The sequence below is a fragment of the Ruegeria sp. AB11 genome, from assembly GCF_056536325.1.
Genome location: NZ_JBQFJO010000001.1, coordinates 1,423,769 through 1,440,292 on the forward strand (window position 1 = coordinate 1,423,769; position 16,524 = coordinate 1,440,292).

The 16,524-nt window shown below is 56.1% G+C and carries 16 protein-coding genes and 1 pseudogene; 14 read left to right on the forward strand and 3 right to left on the reverse strand.

Annotation, left to right across the window (positions count from 1 at the left end; translation table 11 throughout):
- The first annotated feature begins 75 nt into the window (after positions 1–75).
- The 6 genes and pseudogenes from ACR3EJ_RS07250 to ACR3EJ_RS07275 all read left to right on the forward strand — a co-directional run bounded on the left by ACR3EJ_RS07250 (position 76) and on the right by ACR3EJ_RS07275 (position 5,538).
- Positions 76–747 (forward strand): GntR family transcriptional regulator, encoded by a 672-nt coding sequence (locus tag ACR3EJ_RS07250; protein ID WP_170546562.1) that lies wholly within the window; start codon positions 76–78, stop codon positions 745–747.
- A gap of 72 nt (positions 748–819) precedes the next feature.
- A pseudogene (locus tag ACR3EJ_RS07255) lies at positions 820–930 on the forward strand (IS6 family transposase); the annotation flags it as partial.
- A 687-nt stretch (positions 931–1,617) separates the two neighbouring features.
- Entirely contained in the window at positions 1,618–2,676 is a 1,059-nt protein-coding gene (locus ACR3EJ_RS07260; RefSeq protein WP_170546559.1) for an ABC transporter substrate-binding protein, read from the forward strand.
- Positions 2,677–2,736: 60 nt separating this feature from the next.
- A complete protein-coding gene (locus ACR3EJ_RS07265; RefSeq protein ID WP_170417835.1) occupies positions 2,737–3,825 on the forward strand; it encodes an ABC transporter ATP-binding protein in 1,089 nt (362 codons plus the stop codon).
- Complete coding sequence (locus ACR3EJ_RS07270; protein ID WP_170546556.1) at positions 3,822–4,724, forward strand: ABC transporter permease; 903 nt, start codon at positions 3,822–3,824, stop codon at positions 4,722–4,724. The genes ACR3EJ_RS07265 and ACR3EJ_RS07270 overlap by 4 nt, the downstream gene beginning before the upstream one ends.
- Positions 4,725–4,734: 10 nt before the next feature.
- Positions 4,735–5,538, forward strand: coding sequence for an ABC transporter permease (locus ACR3EJ_RS07275; RefSeq protein WP_170417829.1), 804 nt, complete (start codon positions 4,735–4,737; stop codon positions 5,536–5,538).
- Between the two features lie 8 nt (positions 5,539–5,546).
- Here ACR3EJ_RS07275 and ACR3EJ_RS07280 read toward each other — a convergent pair whose 3' ends face one another.
- Positions 5,547–6,254, reverse strand: a complete 708-nt coding sequence (locus ACR3EJ_RS07280; protein ID WP_170546554.1) for an IclR family transcriptional regulator — start codon at positions 6,252–6,254, stop codon at positions 5,547–5,549.
- Between the two features lie 178 nt (positions 6,255–6,432).
- Here ACR3EJ_RS07280 and ACR3EJ_RS07285 point away from each other — a divergent pair, with 178 nt between their 5' ends.
- The 8 genes from ACR3EJ_RS07285 to ACR3EJ_RS07320 are packed head-to-tail and all read left to right on the forward strand — an operon-like array spanning position 6,433 to position 13,813.
- Positions 6,433–7,110: an arginase family protein gene (locus tag ACR3EJ_RS07285; RefSeq protein ID WP_170474326.1), complete on the forward strand. Its 678-nt coding sequence runs from the start codon at positions 6,433–6,435 to the stop codon at positions 7,108–7,110.
- Positions 7,103–7,777: a hypothetical protein gene (locus ACR3EJ_RS07290; RefSeq protein ID WP_170417821.1), complete on the forward strand. Its 675-nt coding sequence runs from the start codon at positions 7,103–7,105 to the stop codon at positions 7,775–7,777. The genes ACR3EJ_RS07285 and ACR3EJ_RS07290 overlap by 8 nt, the downstream gene beginning before the upstream one ends.
- Positions 7,777–8,652 carry an arginase family protein gene (locus ACR3EJ_RS07295; RefSeq protein ID WP_170546550.1) on the forward strand — a complete coding sequence of 292 codons (876 nt, stop codon included), beginning with the start codon at positions 7,777–7,779 and terminating at the stop codon, positions 8,650–8,652. The genes ACR3EJ_RS07290 and ACR3EJ_RS07295 overlap by 1 nt, the downstream gene beginning before the upstream one ends.
- Positions 8,649–9,659, forward strand: a complete 1,011-nt coding sequence (locus ACR3EJ_RS07300; protein WP_480422903.1) for an agmatinase family protein — start codon at positions 8,649–8,651, stop codon at positions 9,657–9,659. Before ACR3EJ_RS07295 ends, ACR3EJ_RS07300 begins: the two co-directional genes overlap by 4 nt.
- Positions 9,656–10,351: a hypothetical protein gene (locus ACR3EJ_RS07305; protein WP_170417812.1), complete on the forward strand. Its 696-nt coding sequence runs from the start codon at positions 9,656–9,658 to the stop codon at positions 10,349–10,351. The genes ACR3EJ_RS07300 and ACR3EJ_RS07305 overlap by 4 nt, the downstream gene beginning before the upstream one ends.
- Positions 10,348–11,793 (forward strand): aldehyde dehydrogenase family protein, encoded by a 1,446-nt coding sequence (locus ACR3EJ_RS07310; protein ID WP_170546545.1) that lies wholly within the window; start codon positions 10,348–10,350, stop codon positions 11,791–11,793. The genes ACR3EJ_RS07305 and ACR3EJ_RS07310 overlap by 4 nt, the downstream gene beginning before the upstream one ends.
- Entirely contained in the window at positions 11,793–12,989 is a 1,197-nt protein-coding gene (locus ACR3EJ_RS07315; RefSeq protein WP_170546542.1) for a CoA transferase, read from the forward strand. The genes ACR3EJ_RS07310 and ACR3EJ_RS07315 overlap by 1 nt, the downstream gene beginning before the upstream one ends.
- On the forward strand, positions 12,986–13,813 hold the full coding sequence (locus tag ACR3EJ_RS07320; RefSeq protein ID WP_480422904.1) for a citryl-CoA lyase: 828 nt from the start codon (positions 12,986–12,988) through the stop codon (positions 13,811–13,813). Before ACR3EJ_RS07315 ends, ACR3EJ_RS07320 begins: the two co-directional genes overlap by 4 nt.
- 460 nt (positions 13,814–14,273) lie before the next feature.
- On the opposite strand, the gene ACR3EJ_RS07325 is transcribed toward ACR3EJ_RS07320, so the two are convergent.
- Positions 14,274–15,452 carry an adenylate/guanylate cyclase domain-containing protein gene (locus ACR3EJ_RS07325; protein WP_170546537.1) on the reverse strand — a complete coding sequence of 393 codons (1,179 nt, stop codon included), beginning with the start codon at positions 15,450–15,452 and terminating at the stop codon, positions 14,274–14,276.
- A 247-nt stretch (positions 15,453–15,699) separates the two neighbouring features.
- Positions 15,700–16,485 (reverse strand): heparin lyase I family protein, encoded by a 786-nt coding sequence (locus ACR3EJ_RS07330; RefSeq protein ID WP_170546534.1) that lies wholly within the window; start codon positions 16,483–16,485, stop codon positions 15,700–15,702.
- Between the last annotated feature and the right edge of the window lie 39 nt (positions 16,486–16,524).

A 16,524-nucleotide genomic window follows, 5' to 3' on the forward strand; every position in this document is an offset into this window, starting at 1 on the left:
AGATATCAGATATAATATAGAAATCAAGCTTACATGTGCTATTGTATTAAAGAGACGAAATAGGACGAAGTGAAAATGACCGAGATTTTGCAGATTAAGCGCCCGGATTCGTTGAGTAAAACTGCTGAAGAGCACATACGAAAAGGCATTATCAATGGCACGTTTCAATTGGGTGAATCGTTGCCGGAAGTGAAGCTGTCAAATGCCATGGGCATCAGCAAAACTCCGATTCGCGAAGCGCTATCGGCTTTGAATCTTCAGGGGCTCGTTCAGATCTTTCCTCATCGAGGAGCCTTTGTATTCTCTCTTTCTCAAGAGGACGTGGTGCAGCTTTGCCAGTATCGGCTCATCCTAGAATCTGCGGCTTTGGAGCAGGCGCTTGAAAAGAACCCGTCGGTTCTGATCAATGAGCTGGCTTCAATTGTTTCTAAGATGTCAGAAGCGCAGGAAGCGGATGAATTCGAGCAGTACTTGGAACTTGACGCCGAGTTTCACGACGCGTTTTTCAGGTCCTGCGGAAACAGTTACCTGCGGGATGGATATCAAAAAGTCAGTGATATCGTCCAAACTATGCGGACACATCTGTCCAAGCGTTCCAATCGAACGAAGAAATCTTACAAGGAACATCAAGCGATCACATCGCTATTGGGCGAGGGTAAAGTAAAAGCAGCAACGAACACCCTCAAACGTCAAATCACTCGCGGTGAGCGTTCTTATTCCGATTTGGTTGGTCTGAAGCAAGTATAGTTGTTCTGCCATCTGGGTCTTGTCAGAAGAACTTTGCTTGAGCGGGGCAGGGCGGTTGCGTAGCTTTTGCCCATGATCAGGCCTGCCTCTTTTAAGTACTTCAAAACCAGTCCCGAGATCATCCGCCTTGCGGTGATGCTGAACATCCCGTTCCCGCTCTCGCTTCGGAATGTGAATGCTCTAAAAGATGACTAGGTGGATGCCCTTACCCAGTTCGCTGAATATATGCGTCGAAGCCAAGGAACATATCTCGATACAGATCCTTACTCCGACCGCCGCCAAGGCAACTATCGACCCGAACGACCAAGAAGGGAAGATCGCATGCGGTTCTGACGCTGCGCGAGGGCGCTTTCGACCGAGCTGTGCGTGGGTATCAAATCTTCGACCTCAAACGTCTACGATGAAGCGCAAAGCTGCCATTTGAGCTAATTGCAGCTAATGTCTGCGCAGAGCCCAAATTGACTAATTCTGTCGTCAGGATCAATTGGCGCATACTGTCAAGAAGCTGCCACTCAAATTCGCGGATCAACGCAAAGCGAGTGAGAGTTTGCGGTCCGCACGTTCCCCCAAATGCTTCAATCGGTGGCAGTTAACTTCGGGTCAGACGAAGATCGCTTCAGACGCCATATGTGCAAGATCGAACCCAGATGAATGCTGCACCAATGCGCGAATTGCGAGATTTTCCAGGCTCTGATGCTCAGGAAACGGGAGTGTGAATCCTACGGGGCAAAAGAATCCTTGACCAATTCCAACATCAGCTCTAGTAAAAATGAAATGACGTTTTGCTAGATGAAACGATTGCGAATGATTATGTGGAGCCGCGCATGTCGCGAAGCCACAAACCAACCAACAGTTCGGGAGGAGCCTGACATGATGAAAGATAACCAAAAACTGAAGCTCACCACGGCGCTAGTGGCAGGTGGCCTGGCCATTGCTTCGCCTGCCTTTGCCGAGGGAGAGGTCGTGTTTGCGTCCTGGGGAGGCTCGTTTCAGGATGCCTTGCGCTCAGCCATGCTGGAACCTGCCGCCGGTGCGCTGAATATCACTGTCAAGGAAGATACGACAAACGGCATTCAGGACGTGCGCGCGCAGATCACGGCGGGTGCCGTTGCATGGGACGTTACAGAACAGGATTTGCCTTCGTGTGAAACCCTGAGCCGGGAAGGCAGCCTTGAGCCGATCGACTATTCGATTGTTGACACCACAGGCATTCCGAAAGAGCTGATCCATGACAATTACATCGGCTTCATCAACTTCACCAAGGTGATTGCCTATCGCAAGGATGCATTTGGCGACAATGGCCCGTCCAATTGGGCAGAGTTCTGGGATCTGGAAAGCTTCCCCGGCAAGCGCGGTATGCACGGCAAGGTGAACTATAACCTCGAAGCCGCGCTCATGGCGGATGGTGTGCCGATGGCCGAGATCTATGACACGTTGGCCACGAATGAGGGCAAGGCGCGCGCATGGGACAAGCTGGGTGAGATTGCCCCCGAAGTTACCGTTTGGTATCGCGGCGGGTCGCAATCGGCGCAGTTGCTGCGTGACGGCGAAGTGGACGTGATCCATATGGGCCATAACCGCGTAGAAAGCGTGATCGCGTCGGGCATTGATGTGGCCTATGCCTTTGATGGCGGCACGATGGACGTGGACTGCTTGTTGGTTCCCAAGGGGGCTCCGAATAAAGACAACGCGATGCGCCTTATCAACGAATTGCTGAGCGCCGAAGCACAGGCGCGGCTGGCGGTGACCATGCCGTTGGGTCCGGTGAATTCGGGTGCCTTCGGCACCGGGATAATCTCGGATGAGATGGCGGTGAAGGTCAACACACATCCCGACAACTATGGCAAGCAGCTTCTGGTCGATCCGAACTTTTACATCGGCCAGCTGGGCGAGTTGACCGAAGAGTTTGACACGCTGATCCAACAGTAAAAAATATCTGGGCGCGGCACATCTTGTGCTGCGCCCATTTTTGTCAGGTTAGGAGCCCCCATGTCACCTGCAGCCCACTCCCTTCCCATCGATATATCCAACCTGTGCAAGGCCTACGGATCGGTCAAAGCGCTGAATGACGTGTCTTTGAACATCGCCGCGGGCGAGTTCCTGACATTGCTGGGGCCATCAGGCTCCGGCAAGACGACGCTTTTGATGGCGCTGGCCGGATTTGTGCGTCCTGATGGCGGGTCGATCCGGTTTGGCGAACAGGAAATGATTGCAACGCCGCCCCACAAGCGCGGCCTTGGCATGGTGTTCCAAAGCTATGCGTTGTTTCCGTTCATGACGGTCGCAGAAAACGTGGCTTATCCGTTGAAAATTCGCGGGGTGTCCAAAAGCGATCAGAAGGCCCGCGCCGAGCGCGCGCTGGAGACCGTGCAGCTGGGCGGTTATGGCGACCGGCGCATCACGCAATTATCCGGGGGACAAAGACAGCGCGTGGCCCTTGCCCGCGCCATGGTTTTTGAGCCGCAGATCATTCTGATGGATGAGCCGTTGTCAGCGCTCGACAAGAAGTTGCGCGAACATATGCAAATCGAATTGAAGGCGCTGCATGAAAAGCTGGATGCAACTGTCGTTTACGTGACCCATGACCAGCGCGAAGCCCTGACGATGTCGGACCGGATTGCAGTGGTCAATCATGGGCGGATCGAACAGATCGCGACGCCTGAGCGGCTCTATCGCCAGCCGCATAGTTTCTTTGTGGCGGATTTTATCGGGGAATCCATTTCCCTGCCGGTTAGTGTAGCGAATGACACGGCGCAGCTTGGCGAGCGCGTTCTGAAATCCAATACGCCTATTGCGCTGGGCAGCGGAGGCCATCGTCTGATCATCCGGCCCGAGTTGCTGGAAGTCACAGCAGGCGCGGTGCCAGACGCCGCCAATGACCTGTCCGGCCAAGTGCATGACATCATTTATCAGGGCGACAGCGTTCTAGTGATCGTTCAGCACGACAGCGCTGGTCAGATCAATGTGCGTGTGCCTGCCAATCGCGCGGGCCAAACCGGGTTGCCGTCGAAGGGAGAGCAAATCGGCCTTGCCCTGCATCCCGAAGATACGATCATCGTACCGGAACATGTGGCATGAGTATCGCCGAGACGTATGAAGGTGCTGGGACTCTTCAGAATGCCAGCACGCTCAAATCCGAAGAACGCCGCGAAAAACTGACGTTTCTTGGGCTTTCGATGCCTGCGGTTTTGACGATCTTGATCGTCGTCTTCCTGCCGATTTTCTGGCTGTCTTCGCTGTCGTTTTTCAATGCGGCAGGCGAACTGAGCACGGAAAATTACGCGCGCATCTTTAGTAGTGCTCTCTATCGGCGAACCTTTGTCGTCACGTTTCAGATCAGCATTGCCGTGACGGTGATTTGCGTCCTTCTCGGCTACCCGCTGTGCTACTGGCTGACAAAGATGCCGAACAAAACAGCGGCCATTCTGATGGTGTTTGTGCTGGTCCCCTTCTGGACCTCGGTTCTGGTGCGGACCTATGCGTGGCTGGTGCTTTTGCAGCGCAATGGGATCATCAATTCGTCGCTGATGTCACTTGGCATTATCGAAGAACCGCTGCAACTGGCGCACAATCTGACCGGCTCCATCATTGGCATGGTGCATATCATGCTGCCTTTTTTGGTTCTGCCGCTCTACGCCACTATGCGCAATATTGACGGCGACCTGGTCCGAGCCGCCGTGGGCCTTGGTTCCAGCCCGCGCGGGGCCTTTTGGCGGGTATTTTTCCCAATGTCCCTGCCGGGCCTTTTTGCCGGCATCGTGCTGGTTTTCATCCTGTCGCTTGGGTTCTTTGTCACACCGGCTTTGCTGGGCGGTGGCCGGGTTCAGATGCTGGCGCAGCGTATCGAAAGCACCATCACAGTCTATTCGAACTGGGGGGCCGCATCAGCCCTGGGCGTGGTCCTGCTGTTGCTGGCGCTGGCGATGATCTGGCTGATGAACCGTGTCTTTGGGCTCGACAAACTGTTTATGCGCTGAGGATCTGAAAATGGAACAAGTCGGACAACGTAAAATCGACGGCCTGTGGCTGACAGTGGTCGGCATTGCTGTGCTGTTCTTTCTCATCCTGCCCACGCTGATCGTTATCCCGATGTCGTTTTCGGGGGCATCCTATCTGGAATTCCCGCCGACATCGCTCTCGTTTCGCTGGTACGTGGCCTATGTCACGTCGCCGGAATGGATGAGCGCAACAAAGACCTCGCTGATCGCGGCGGCGCTGACCACGGCAATCGCGACGCCCCTGGGCTCACTTTGTGCCTATGGTCTGCATTGCTCTGCGCCTCGTATCAGGAGCGCGGCTCAAATCCTTGTGATCATGCCGATTGTCGTGCCCGTGATCCTGATCGCTGTTGGAGTGTTCAGCCTTTATGCCAAGCTGGGGCTCAATTACACACTGACCGGGATCGTGATCGCCCATACTGCGCTGGCGCTGCCATTCGTGATCGTGACGGTGATGTCGGGATTGCAGAATTATGATTTCGATCAGGAGCTTGCAGCGCGCAGCTTAGGGGCGTCCCGTGCATACGCATTGTGGACAATCACCGTACCGCAGGTGAAATTCTCGATCCAGACAGGGGCTTTTCTGGCATTTATCACGTCGCTGGACGAGGTTGTGATCTCGATGCTGGTCTCGGGCGGGGAAAACGCCACAATCACCCGGCGCATGTTCAATTCACTGCGTGATCAGCTTGATCCGACAATCGCGGCGATCTCGACCTGTCTGATTGTCGTGTCCATCACGGCGCTTATCGGTGTGCAGATGATCGGGCGTCGGAAAGACAAGGCACAATGATGCGGGTCTTATTTTTCGCCAAACTCCACCCGAATCCGGCGGGCGGCATCAAGGACCGCCGCGCGATACTTTTCGACGGCTGTGTCATTGAAGCGGACGCGCAGGCCGGACAAGCTGATCGCGCCCAGCAATTCATCTTCGAACCCAAGAACAGGAACCGACAGTCCGGCGACGTCAGGATCGCGTTCACCAAGGCTGAGATAATACCCGGCCTTTCGGATGCTGGCCGCCTGTTTTCCCTGCCGGATGGAATAAGCATCCAGCACCTGACCCGAAGAGCCCATGCTCAGCGGAATGATCTCGCCCTCCTGAACGTGATCCCGCGCAAGCCTTGGCGAATTGACCCGGTAGAGGCACACGCCAGAATTGCCGCGTTGCACATAAAACGACGCACTTTCGCCGGTCGCATTCACCAAATTCGCAAGCACCGGTCGCACAATTGGCCCCATCCGCAGGTTTTGGCGAAACACGGATCCAAGACGCCACAAAGACGGCCCGAGGTGAAACAGACCCTCGGCGTCTCGCGTAATATGACCAAACTTTTCAAGCGACACGCTCAGACGCAGAATTGTCGCCTTGTTGACCCCGCTGCGTTCCGCAACCTCCTTCAAAGAGAGGCCTGCATCGCCCGGCTCAAAGATGTCCAGCACACGCAATGCGCGCTCTACCGCTTCGACACCACCATTGGCGTCAGGGGATCGGGGCTTGTCGGGCATAGGCAGACCTTTCGACGCAAATCCGTCGCTTTTTATAGCCGGTTTGAGCGCAATTGGAAATCGCAAATAACGAAGGCGTCTGGCAATGAATAGCGCGCGGAAACAAATGATAACAACTGGTTATGCGGACCTTCCTTTTGGCATTCATTCGCAATGTAAGGCTGATTGTGTTGGGGTTATGGGCGTTCCGAGCGAAGTTAACACCGGGCCCCGATCCGGCACCTCTCTGGCACCCGATGCGCTGCGCAAAATGACTGCCCAACTTGGGATCGGACTGCCTGTAGATGGTCGGGATCTTGGCAATCTGGACCTGTCAGGGGATTGGCCTGCCGCGTTGGAACAACTTGTGACGCAAATGGTGGATCACGGTGTTGTACCCGTTGTCTTGGGTGGCGCGTCTGATGTCGCCTCGGGTGTGCTGGGGGCCTTGCCTGATCTGCCAGTTGTCGCGGCCATGCCGTTGGCCCGGCGTGATATCGCGACGCGAACAGCCAACACGATCTGGGTAGGATTGAACGGCGATCAGCCTGCTGGTGTCTGGGATCTGATCAGCCAGCGCAAGATGGATTGGCGCACCGCGCGGCAGTTGGATGAAGGGCACGGCGACTATTCTGACACGCCCGAGCGCGCTGTCTTGTGGATCGACATATCGGTCATTGATCTGGGGCATGCAGCTGGCAGCGTCGGCCTAAATCCCGGCGGGATGAAACCTGAAACGCTGGTTTCCGTCATTGGTGCCATGTCCTGTAAATGGCAGGCGATTGTGATCACCGGCCTTGCGCCTGCGCGCGACACCCGGGGAATGTCGGAACTGGCGGCGATCGAAACCCTGAACGCGGCGTTGCACAATGAGTGAAGCGGCGCAAATACAGTTTGACGCGATCCCCAGTTTTCTGGGCGCATCCATTGGCGATCTGGAAGATCTCGTGCCCGGTCAGGTCGCGATTGCAGGCTATTTTTGTGACAATCTCGCCCGACCATCGGCAGGGCAACGCTATCTCGCGCGCCAGCTTCGGTATGCGTCCTGCCCCACAGTAACACCCGCGAATGCAATTGACCTTGGGGACGTGAATGTCTTTCCGCTAGAACCTGACAAGCATTTTCTCGCAGTTGCCTCGCAATGTGAATCGGTTCTTGAAACCGGTGCCCGCATGGTGTTGGTAGGCGGCGATTCCAGCGGTTTGGAAGCGCTTGACGTCGCCGCAAGACAGGTCACAGGTGCGGATGTTCCCATCATTGGGGTCAATGGCGGCGCAGTGAGCCATTTGCCCCGCACCCAACCGGTCATCCTGTCTGTGGATTTACAAGAGCTTGCGGGCAAATGGGTATCGCACCCGCATCGCCTGACGGGAATGTCACCAGCACAAATGATCGCGCAAATTGACGCCACCCCGGGCGATACCATCGCGGCTGCGGTTTTTGGGCTTGCCCCGGAACTGGACAACCGTGGCAAGGCTGAAACCCGCGCTGCACTGGCGATCCTGCAAGCGGTCACAGCTCGTCTTGAGAAAGGAGCAGGCTGATGCCTCTACGTTCGGCCCCGTTGCCGCGCATGGCAGGGCATCTGTCGTTCATGCGCTCTCAGACCAAAGCAATCGGCGACGTCCGGTCTGGAGATCTGGCCGTACTGGGCATCCCGTTTGAAGATACAAACGCACCTCATGCAGGGCAATCTCTGGCGCCGCGTGCATTACGCGAAACCTCGGTCTATTTCGGTTGGCACGCAAATCCACAATTCAGTCACCCCGTAGATATCGATGCGCGTCAGGATATCAGTACCGATGGCCTGCACGAGCGGCTTTGTGATCTCGGAGATATTGCACCGGGGTGCGAAGATGCGATCCACGCGGCCTTGAAGGCGGCCATGCGTCAGATCAGCGACAATGGCGCCTGTGCAATCTTTTTGGGCGGATCAGATCGGATGTCCGAGACGGCGCGGAGCGCGCTCCCTCATTGTCAGACAGTGCAGCTTGGCGGTACACCAGCCGATGCGCGCGATTTTCATATTGCGCCCTTGCCGAATGGAACGACCACGCCGGTAAATAGAGATACTGCCGCGCAGCGTGCCGCGTTTTCAGAGTGGCGGGATCCATCAAAGCCGTTGTTTGTTCGGTTTGATCTCTCGGTGTTTGAAACATCGCTCAGTGCGCTTTGTGATCGGCCCCGTTTGGGGGGCTGCGATCTTGCGACGGTGGTGCAATGGCTTGAGCTTTTGGGACGGCACGAGGTCAGCGCCATTATGTTGACCGGTCTGAATCCGAACCGTCCCGGAATGGGTGTCGTGAAGGTTGGCCAACGCCTGATGGTCACGGCTCTTCTGGCGTTTATCTATGCGCGCCTCGGCTTTGGGATTGATCTTCCGCGCCGCCAAACTTCCAAGGAAAAAGTACTGACATGACTGCAGCGATAACGACATTTCTCCCGCCTCTGGCGCAACCGGGGTATCGGCTGTTTGATGGGCCTCTGCTCGATGCCGCCGACGTCCGTCCGGGCCAAATCGGTGTGGTGGGTATGCCCAGCGATTGGACACATTCAAGCCGGCTCGGAACCAGGTTTGGTCCCGAGGCGCTGCGTAAGGCAACGACGGTATTTCAATTCATGCGACCGCAGGGGGTCAGTTTTGATCCAGATACGGGCCAAAGAAGCGCAACGGCCAGCGACTGGCTCGTGGATTGCGGGGATGCAGTGATCACCCCTGAGGATGTAGACGCAACCACCGAGGCCATTGCCGCAATGACCGAGGCGCTGAGCGTTGGAGGGGCGATCCCTCTGGCACTGGGCGGTGATCACTATAATAGCTTCCCGGCCTGCCTTGGCTATTCCCGTGGGTTGGCCAAACGCGCACCAAATGCACGTTTTGGGTATATCCAGATCGACGGTCATCTGGATTTCTCTGACCGGCTTGGCGCGTGGGGCAGCCATAACCACGCAACCAATGCCCGTCGGATTTCCGAACTGCCCAATGTCGACGTGTCCAATATGGTTTGGGTCGGGATCACCGGTTGGGTCGACAGCGGTGAACTCGCCTTGATCGAAGAGCAGGGCGGTCGGGTGTTTTCGGCTGGCGACGTACATAAATTGGGGACGGCAGAGGCAATTCGTCAGGCGTTGGAGCATGCCATGAAGGGATGTGACGAACTGTATCTGTCAATCGACATCGATGCGATGGACGCTGGCTACCTCCCCGGCACCGGCTCAATCGTTCATAGCGGTATTACACCGCGTCAGTATTACGATCTGCTGGATGGGCTGGCCGAGGCCCCGTTGGGTGGACTGGATATTGTTGAGGTGTCCCCTCCTCTTGATCCGTCGGAGCGTACCGAATTTCTGGCTGCAGAAATGTTGTTCCGGATCCTGCGTCGCTTCCGCACACAACCTGTGACCGGGGCGGTGACAGAGCAATGATGGACTACAAAGGAACAGAGCAGCTGGGTGGGTTTTCCCATGCAGGAAAAACACTTGCGCCCGCGACACGGCCCTGGATCACAGACCTGTCAGCGCTTTGCCCTTACGAGGGCCTGCAACCCGGGAACCTACCGGAATTTGAACGCGACCCGAATTGGGACAACTGGGCGCTCACCGACAGTCCCAAAGACCCGAACCTGCGCCTGAACTGGCATCTATTTGAGGACGGTGGAAGAAGATTGATGGTCGCCGACCGGATGCTTATGAGCCGCGTCAGCTGGCAGGATCTGGATGATGCGGGGTATGTCCATGGCACAGAGCTGTCGATCGATGGACGCCTGTTTCGCTGCCGGTTGCTTACGGGGGGGGATACGCCCTGTAGTGACCCCTTTCAGGGGGCGACGCGCCCCAATGAATGGGATGCGCTGGTGGGGGGCAGCGGGGCGTTGAACGCTCCGCAACCGGACCCGGCCAATAGTACAGCACCGCTTTGCCCGGATCATCTGACCTCGCCTCATAACCGTTTGTGGAACTGGTTCGGCGCGGTCAGCTGGACCGCCGAACCGGTTGCCAGACGGGCCGATGGGCGGGTGTGCAGGGGCTATCATGGCCCGACCTATTTTTACGTGAATACTGTGGACCACCGGCATGAAGATATCGGGTGGCGACCAGTTCTTGAGGAAGCGCTATGACTGCAAACCCCTTTGCCAACTTTATCGCCGGATCATGGGTTGCTGGCAGCGACGCGGCCCCCAATGTCAACCCGTCCGACCTGAACGACACGATCGGCGAGTATGCCCGGGCAAGCGCCGATCAAACGGTTGACGCAATCGAGGCCGCGGCCGCGGCCCTGCCGAATTGGCGCAAGACATCGCCTCTGGTCCGGTTCGAAGCGCTCGACCGGATCGGGTCGGAAATCCTCGCCCGTGTAGACGAGCTGGGCGATATGCTGGCCCGCGAAGAGGGCAAAACCTTGCCCGAAGCCAAGGCCGAAGCGCATCGCGCCGGGCATTTGTTCAAATATTTCGCGGCTGAGGCGTATCGTGCGACCGGCGACACCTACCAATCTCTGCGCGAAGGTGTGTCGCTAAATGTTGTACGCGAGCCAATCGGCGTTGTGGGCGTAATCACGCCCTGGAATTTCCCACTGGCGATCCCCGCATGGAAAATCACGCCCGCTCTGGCCTATGGCAATACGGTTGTGTTCAAACCTGCCGAACTGGTGCCCGGATCGGCATGGATGTTGTCCGATATTATTGCCCGTGCGGGCCTGCCTGAGGGGGTGTTCAACCTTGTGATGGGAAAAGGCCGTGAGGTTGGGGAGGCAATCGTTACGCACCCCAAGGTGTCCGGGGTCACATTCACCGGTTCCACACCCGTCGGTCGCCATATGGGGGCGGCGCTGTTTGCGCGAGGAGCGAAAATGCAGCTGGAGATGGGGGGGAAGAACCCCTTGATCGTGCTGGATGACGCCGATCTGGATCTGGCGGTGCACTGCGCCGTTCAGGGCAGCTTTTTCTCAACCGGACAACGCTGCACAGCGTCTTCCCGCCTGATTGTGACCGAGGGCATTCACGACGCATTTGTTGACCGTCTTTGCGCGGCAATGAAAGACCTTCGGATCGGTGATGCGCGCGCTCCGGAAACCCAGATTGGTCCGGTCGCCAGTGAAGCGCAGCTCGCCATCGACAAACGATACGTGTCTCAGGCTGTGGATGACGGTGCAACGCTTGCCGCAGGTGGTGGCGAGGTCAAATCCAAAACAACCGGCCATTACTTTGCGCCTGCGTTGTTTACGGATGTGTCACCCGACGCAGCCGTGGCACGAGACGAAATCTTTGGGCCCATCGCCGCCGTGTTACGCGTGCCGGATTACGACGCCGCCCTGGCCACGTCCAACGACTGCGAATTTGGATTGTCCGCAGGAATTGTCACGCGGGATCCTGCCAAAATCGATCACTTCTCGCAGAATGCCGAAGCAGGCATGATACAAGTCAATCTCCCCACCGCCGGCATGGACTTTCACGCCCCATTTACGGGCCGAAAAGGATCATCCTATGGCGCGCCGGAAAAAGGCAGCTATTGCCGCGAGTTTTTCACGGCGGCCAAGGTTGTACACGCGGGGCGCGGATAATGTCGCAGACACCTTTGAAGGGCATTCGTGTTCTTGATCTGACCAATGTCCTTGCCGGTCCGTTCTGTTGTCATCATCTGGCGCATCTGGGCGGCGAGGTTATCAAGGTCGAAGCCGTCGGTCGGGGCGATCTCGCCCGCCAACTGGGGGCCGACCCAGAGCTGAACAAGGTCAACATGGGCGTGTCCTTTCTCGCCCAAAACGCGGGCAAGAAATCGGTCACGGTCAACCTCAAGAACCCACGGGGTCGAGAGCTTTTTCTGAGACTCGTCGAAACCGCAGATGTCGTGGTGGAAAACTTCCGACCCGGCGTCATGACGCGCCTTGGCGTGGGCTACGAGACCCTGAAAGAGACCAAGCCGACCCTCATCTATTGTGCCATCTCCGGCTTTGGCCAAGAGGGTCCGTGGATTCACCGCCCGGCCTATGACCAGATCATACAGGGCACCTCGGGTGTGATGTCGATCACCGGGGATAGCGAAAGCGCGCCGCTGCGCGTTGGATATCCGGTGGCGGACACTGTCGGCGGCATCACCGCGGCCTTTGCGATTTCATCTGCCTTAAACGCCAACCCGCGCGGCACCTTCATTGATGTGTCGATGCTGGAATCGGTGCTGGCGACAATGGGCTGGGTGGTGTCGAACTATCTGATCGCGGGCGTCAATCCGACCGCCAATGGCAATGAAAACCCCACATCGGCGCCTTCTGGCGCGTTTGAGGCCAAGGGCGGATTGATCAACATCGCCGCAAACAAAGATCAGCAATGGGAGCTTCTGACGGACCACCTGGGATTGGCCGCGCTGCGCGAACGCCCTGAATATGCCACGCGTGAGGATCGCAAACGCAACAGGATGGCTCTGAAAACAGAGCTTGAGACCGTGTTGAAAACCCGATCGCCGCGCGACTGGGCCAAAGAACTCAATAGTATCGGCGTACCATCAGGAGCAGTTTTGACGGTGCCGGAAGTCCTGGAAATGCCGCAGGTTGCAGACCGCGGTTTCCTCGACCAATTTGAAAACGTCCCCGGCGTCGGACGGGACATTCAGGTTGCCACGACCGGGATCAAACTGGACGGAAGCGCGCCTACAGTCGACGCACCACCGCCCACATTGGGGCAGCACAACTCTGAAATCTGGAGCGAGTTAGGGTTGTCACCGGAAGACATTGAAAAACTGGCAAAGGATGGCGCGATATGACGGACCCCACAGGACGCAATGACGCCGATGTCATTTGCCACTGGTGGCGCACCGAAATTATCGACATGGCTCCGGGGCGGATCGCCTTTCGCGGCCACCCGATCCAGGACCTGATCGGAAACGTCAGCTTTGCTCAGATGATCTGGCTCATGGTGCGGGGCGATTTGCCCACGCCAGAACAGTCGGCGCTTTTTGAATGCGCGCTGGTGGCGGGCGTGGATCATGGTCCGCAGGCGCCATCGATAGCCGCAGCCCGTATGGCCGCGACCTGTGGGCTGGGGCTCAACAACGTCATGGCCACCGGGGTCAACATGTTGGGTGACGTGCATGGCGGCGCCGGTGAACAATGCGCCGAGCTTTATTTCGACGTCGCCAAACGGATGGATGACGGCGCTGAACAGGAAGTTGCCGTCCGCGACGGTATCGCCGCCTGGTGTGAGGAAAATGGCAAGATCGTCTCGGGTTTTGGCCACCGTTTCCACAAGCCCGTCGATCCCCGCGCACCGCGGTTGATGGCGTTGGTACGCGAGGCCGCGATGTCAGGCACTGTAGATGGGCGATTTGCCGATATCGGTGAAGCTATACAGACGGAAATCGGACGTAAGCGCGGTGCCGATATCGCGATGAATATCGATGGGGCCACGGCTGTTATCTTTTGCGAATTGGGGTTCCCGGCACCGCTTTCCCGGGGATTGTTCTGTCTTTCCCGCTCGGTTGGCGTCTTGTCTCATGGCTGGGAACAGATTCAACAGGGCGGGCGGAACAAGGGGCCAATGCCGCCGCGTTATCTGCCGGAATATATTGGTGTCAAATCGGAGCGCTAACCCGATGACCATTGATGGTGCGAACGCCTAAATTCACACCGAACTTGGCATTGAAGCGCCACTGGCGTGTGGACTGTTTTGCCGGTCTCGGTCATTGGGCATCCCCCCCTAGAAGCAGACCCAACATGTTAGTCTGAACAAAGATTCACTTCTTTGGTGTTGTCTTTGAAGGTATTTCAATCCAGGCGAGAATCGATACATTTTCACGCTTGTTCTGACGTCAGCGAAACGCACCGAGCTGCCATCGGGACAAGCGCGGCGAATTCACACTTGGTCCCGCAGAGCAGACATTCGCCGCGATTGAGTGAATGACTGCACCGAGCCCAGAGCCGCCATTGAAATGCCTATCGAGGATTCGGGTGCATTCGGTCGGTCGCAGTCGCAACTGGACGTTGACAAAATCTATTGATCTCTTGTTTGACCGGACATGAAAGTACAGTGGGCTATTCTGCAAATTCGATCACGACTTGTTAGGGACTTCGATCACTACCGACATATGAATAGATGGGGTATCCCCCCATTCAGGCGAAGGGGCATCTTTGCGAGGGTTGGCAAAGTTTGCCAAGTCTTGGTTGCCGCGCCAATTGGTCGGGGAACCGGGTGCCCAGTTGGCATAGATTGGTGGTTCCCCATTCAGCCAATACCAACCGCCAGCAGGTTCAGGTGCTCCCTCTTCTTGAACGAGACCAATCATCGGGCCTTCATACGCCTTACGGTTGTCGGGCACATCATAGACAGCCCAGTGCCCTTCATCGAGTAGCGTTAGATTGAAGACGAAGTCATTCTCAGCCTGCGACCCAATTGCGACGGGATACCCTCCTAGTGCATGAGCAAGTTCTTCGAAATCAGCCCAGTATCCACCCCACGTTCGAATTACGTGGTAAGTATGACCCTCGAAAGTACCTGTGGTAACTAGATCAAATGCAGATAGGATTTCCTCTGGGCTGGAAGAGCTCTCAATCAATTGAGCAATTTCAGGTCGGTCCTCATCGACAGCCTTCAGTTTCAGAACGTAATAAAAGACCGTCGCGGTCATTACTGCGACACACGCAGATATACCCAAGGGCACAGCAGGGCTGCGCATTAACTGTGAGATACGCCTTCGGAGTCGGGGGACAAGCGTGCCGGAATCACCTACGGAATAGACGGATATCGGCTTCGTCACATTCTTTACCCGATGTTCTCCCACTTTAGAAAAAGCCAATTCGATCTTGCCACCGACTTGATCCATTACGTTTTGTGAAACACAGATTCCACCGGGGTCTGCAAGCGCTTCCAGACGAGCGGCCACATTTACGCCATGACCTAATATGTCACCGTTAGGCTGTACCGTTACATCACCAATATTGATGCCCACGCGAAAGACCAATCGTGCGGCAGGCAGAACTGGGTCGTTGTATTCCTTATGCGCCTGCTGCAGCGCAATGGCTGCTCGCACCGCCTCTACGGGACTCTCAAACCATGCAAGAACTGAATCTCCGGCTGTATTTGCGATTTTCCCGGAGTGAGCTTCAATAATCGGGTCCATAAGACCACGAAGAGCGGCAAGGTGAGCTAGAGCCGTCTCTTCATCGGCCTCCACATGGCGCGTGTAGTCTGCGACGTCGGCTGCAAGGATAGTCAACAGACGACGGTTCATAGGTAACACGCCCTACGCAAGCAAACCCTCACTGCTTGCTTTCGTTGCCCTCCGCCCATTCTCAGAAACTCGGCCATTTTACTATTATTGACGTTATCCAACTAAACCTAGGACCCAAAGAAACCCTAAGAACCGTATGCCTGTCAAATATGGTAGTAGACTGACAATTCATTACATCGAGTTCGATGATAGCCCACACGTGTTCCTAAATGCCCAAGCCTGACAGTCGGTCAACCTCGCGTGTACGTCACCTAGGTCGTCCATAGTAAATATTTCTAACTTGAATTTTCACCCCGCGTTTTGGAAAGGGCGCAAATGGGCTTGGCTTGCCAAGTTGCCCAAAATCCCGACCGTACCCACTAAAGTTTGGCCCGATAGCCCAGATTATGTCTGCTCTAGGTTTCTGTTTGCTTGGGTCGCACTGAAGTTTGTATTCCGCAGCGCAATCAGGGGGAATAACCGTCTGAGTATTTGACCTCCTTAGGACCACACGGCCATTGCATTGCGCCTCCAAAAAGCCATCTGGTTTTGCTGACCACTTTATCTTGAGGCGGAAATTATTCCATTTCCCAAACTCACTCGGTTTGACGCAAACTTGACGCTCAAAAGTCGCACCTCTAACGCCATCGAGTAGAATCTCATAGACGTGGTTCTTGATACCTTTGTTTCTTTTCCATTCCGCAATGAGCAGCCTGCTATATGCAGGGTACCGTTTGTCTCCGTCATAGTTGAAAGATTTCGGAACAAAAAAGTCGAAGCTGTACTCCACGGTTTGCCCAACGCGGGCCAGCTTTTTTGTTCTGATTTGAGAACGAAGCCGCCCACCTCCGCAGTCGCTTTCTCCTCGCCCATCACCGTACTTTTTTGCTCCACACTCACCAGGGCGAAGCTCAAAGATATGTGAGCCATTGGAGAATATAGGCTTTGTGCCATTCCACTTCACTTCTCGGAAAGCAGAACGATTGGTCTGAGCGTTTGCGGCGCTGAAGTTCAAATTTGTGAGCACCAATATTGTGGTAACTAGAGCCAACATCCTCAAAGTCATGCTCTCCCGCAGCGCCTGAGACAGACT

Excerpts from the sequence above, each read along its gene's own strand:
- ACR3EJ_RS07310 (WP_170546545.1), top strand. The coding sequence starts at position 10,348 with ATGACTGCAAACCCCTTTGCCAACTTTATCGCCGGATCATGGGTTGCT.
- ACR3EJ_RS07290 (WP_170417821.1), top strand. The coding sequence starts at position 7,103 with ATGAGTGAAGCGGCGCAAATACAGTTTGACGCGATCCCCAGTTTTCTG.
- ACR3EJ_RS07250 (WP_170546562.1), top strand. The coding sequence starts at position 76 with ATGACCGAGATTTTGCAGATTAAGCGCCCGGATTCGTTGAGTAAAACT.
- ACR3EJ_RS07260 (WP_170546559.1), top strand. The coding sequence starts at position 1,618 with ATGATGAAAGATAACCAAAAACTGAAGCTCACCACGGCGCTAGTGGCA.
- ACR3EJ_RS07295 (WP_170546550.1), top strand. The coding sequence starts at position 7,777 with ATGCCTCTACGTTCGGCCCCGTTGCCGCGCATGGCAGGGCATCTGTCG.
- ACR3EJ_RS07320 (WP_480422904.1), top strand. The coding sequence starts at position 12,986 with ATGACGGACCCCACAGGACGCAATGACGCCGATGTCATTTGCCACTGG.
- ACR3EJ_RS07285 (WP_170474326.1), top strand. The coding sequence starts at position 6,433 with ATGGGCGTTCCGAGCGAAGTTAACACCGGGCCCCGATCCGGCACCTCT.
- ACR3EJ_RS07315 (WP_170546542.1), top strand. The coding sequence starts at position 11,793 with ATGTCGCAGACACCTTTGAAGGGCATTCGTGTTCTTGATCTGACCAAT.
- ACR3EJ_RS07270 (WP_170546556.1), top strand. The coding sequence starts at position 3,822 with ATGAGTATCGCCGAGACGTATGAAGGTGCTGGGACTCTTCAGAATGCC.
- ACR3EJ_RS07300 (WP_480422903.1), top strand. The coding sequence starts at position 8,649 with ATGACTGCAGCGATAACGACATTTCTCCCGCCTCTGGCGCAACCGGGG.
- ACR3EJ_RS07305 (WP_170417812.1), top strand. The coding sequence starts at position 9,656 with ATGATGGACTACAAAGGAACAGAGCAGCTGGGTGGGTTTTCCCATGCA.
- ACR3EJ_RS07265 (WP_170417835.1), top strand. The coding sequence starts at position 2,737 with ATGTCACCTGCAGCCCACTCCCTTCCCATCGATATATCCAACCTGTGC.
- ACR3EJ_RS07275 (WP_170417829.1), top strand. The coding sequence starts at position 4,735 with ATGGAACAAGTCGGACAACGTAAAATCGACGGCCTGTGGCTGACAGTG.
- ACR3EJ_RS07280 (WP_170546554.1), bottom strand. The coding sequence starts at position 6,254 with ATGCCCGACAAGCCCCGATCCCCTGACGCCAATGGTGGTGTCGAAGCG.
- ACR3EJ_RS07325 (WP_170546537.1), bottom strand. The coding sequence starts at position 15,452 with ATGAACCGTCGTCTGTTGACTATCCTTGCAGCCGACGTCGCAGACTAC.
- ACR3EJ_RS07330 (WP_170546534.1), bottom strand. The coding sequence starts at position 16,485 with ATGTTGGCTCTAGTTACCACAATATTGGTGCTCACAAATTTGAACTTC.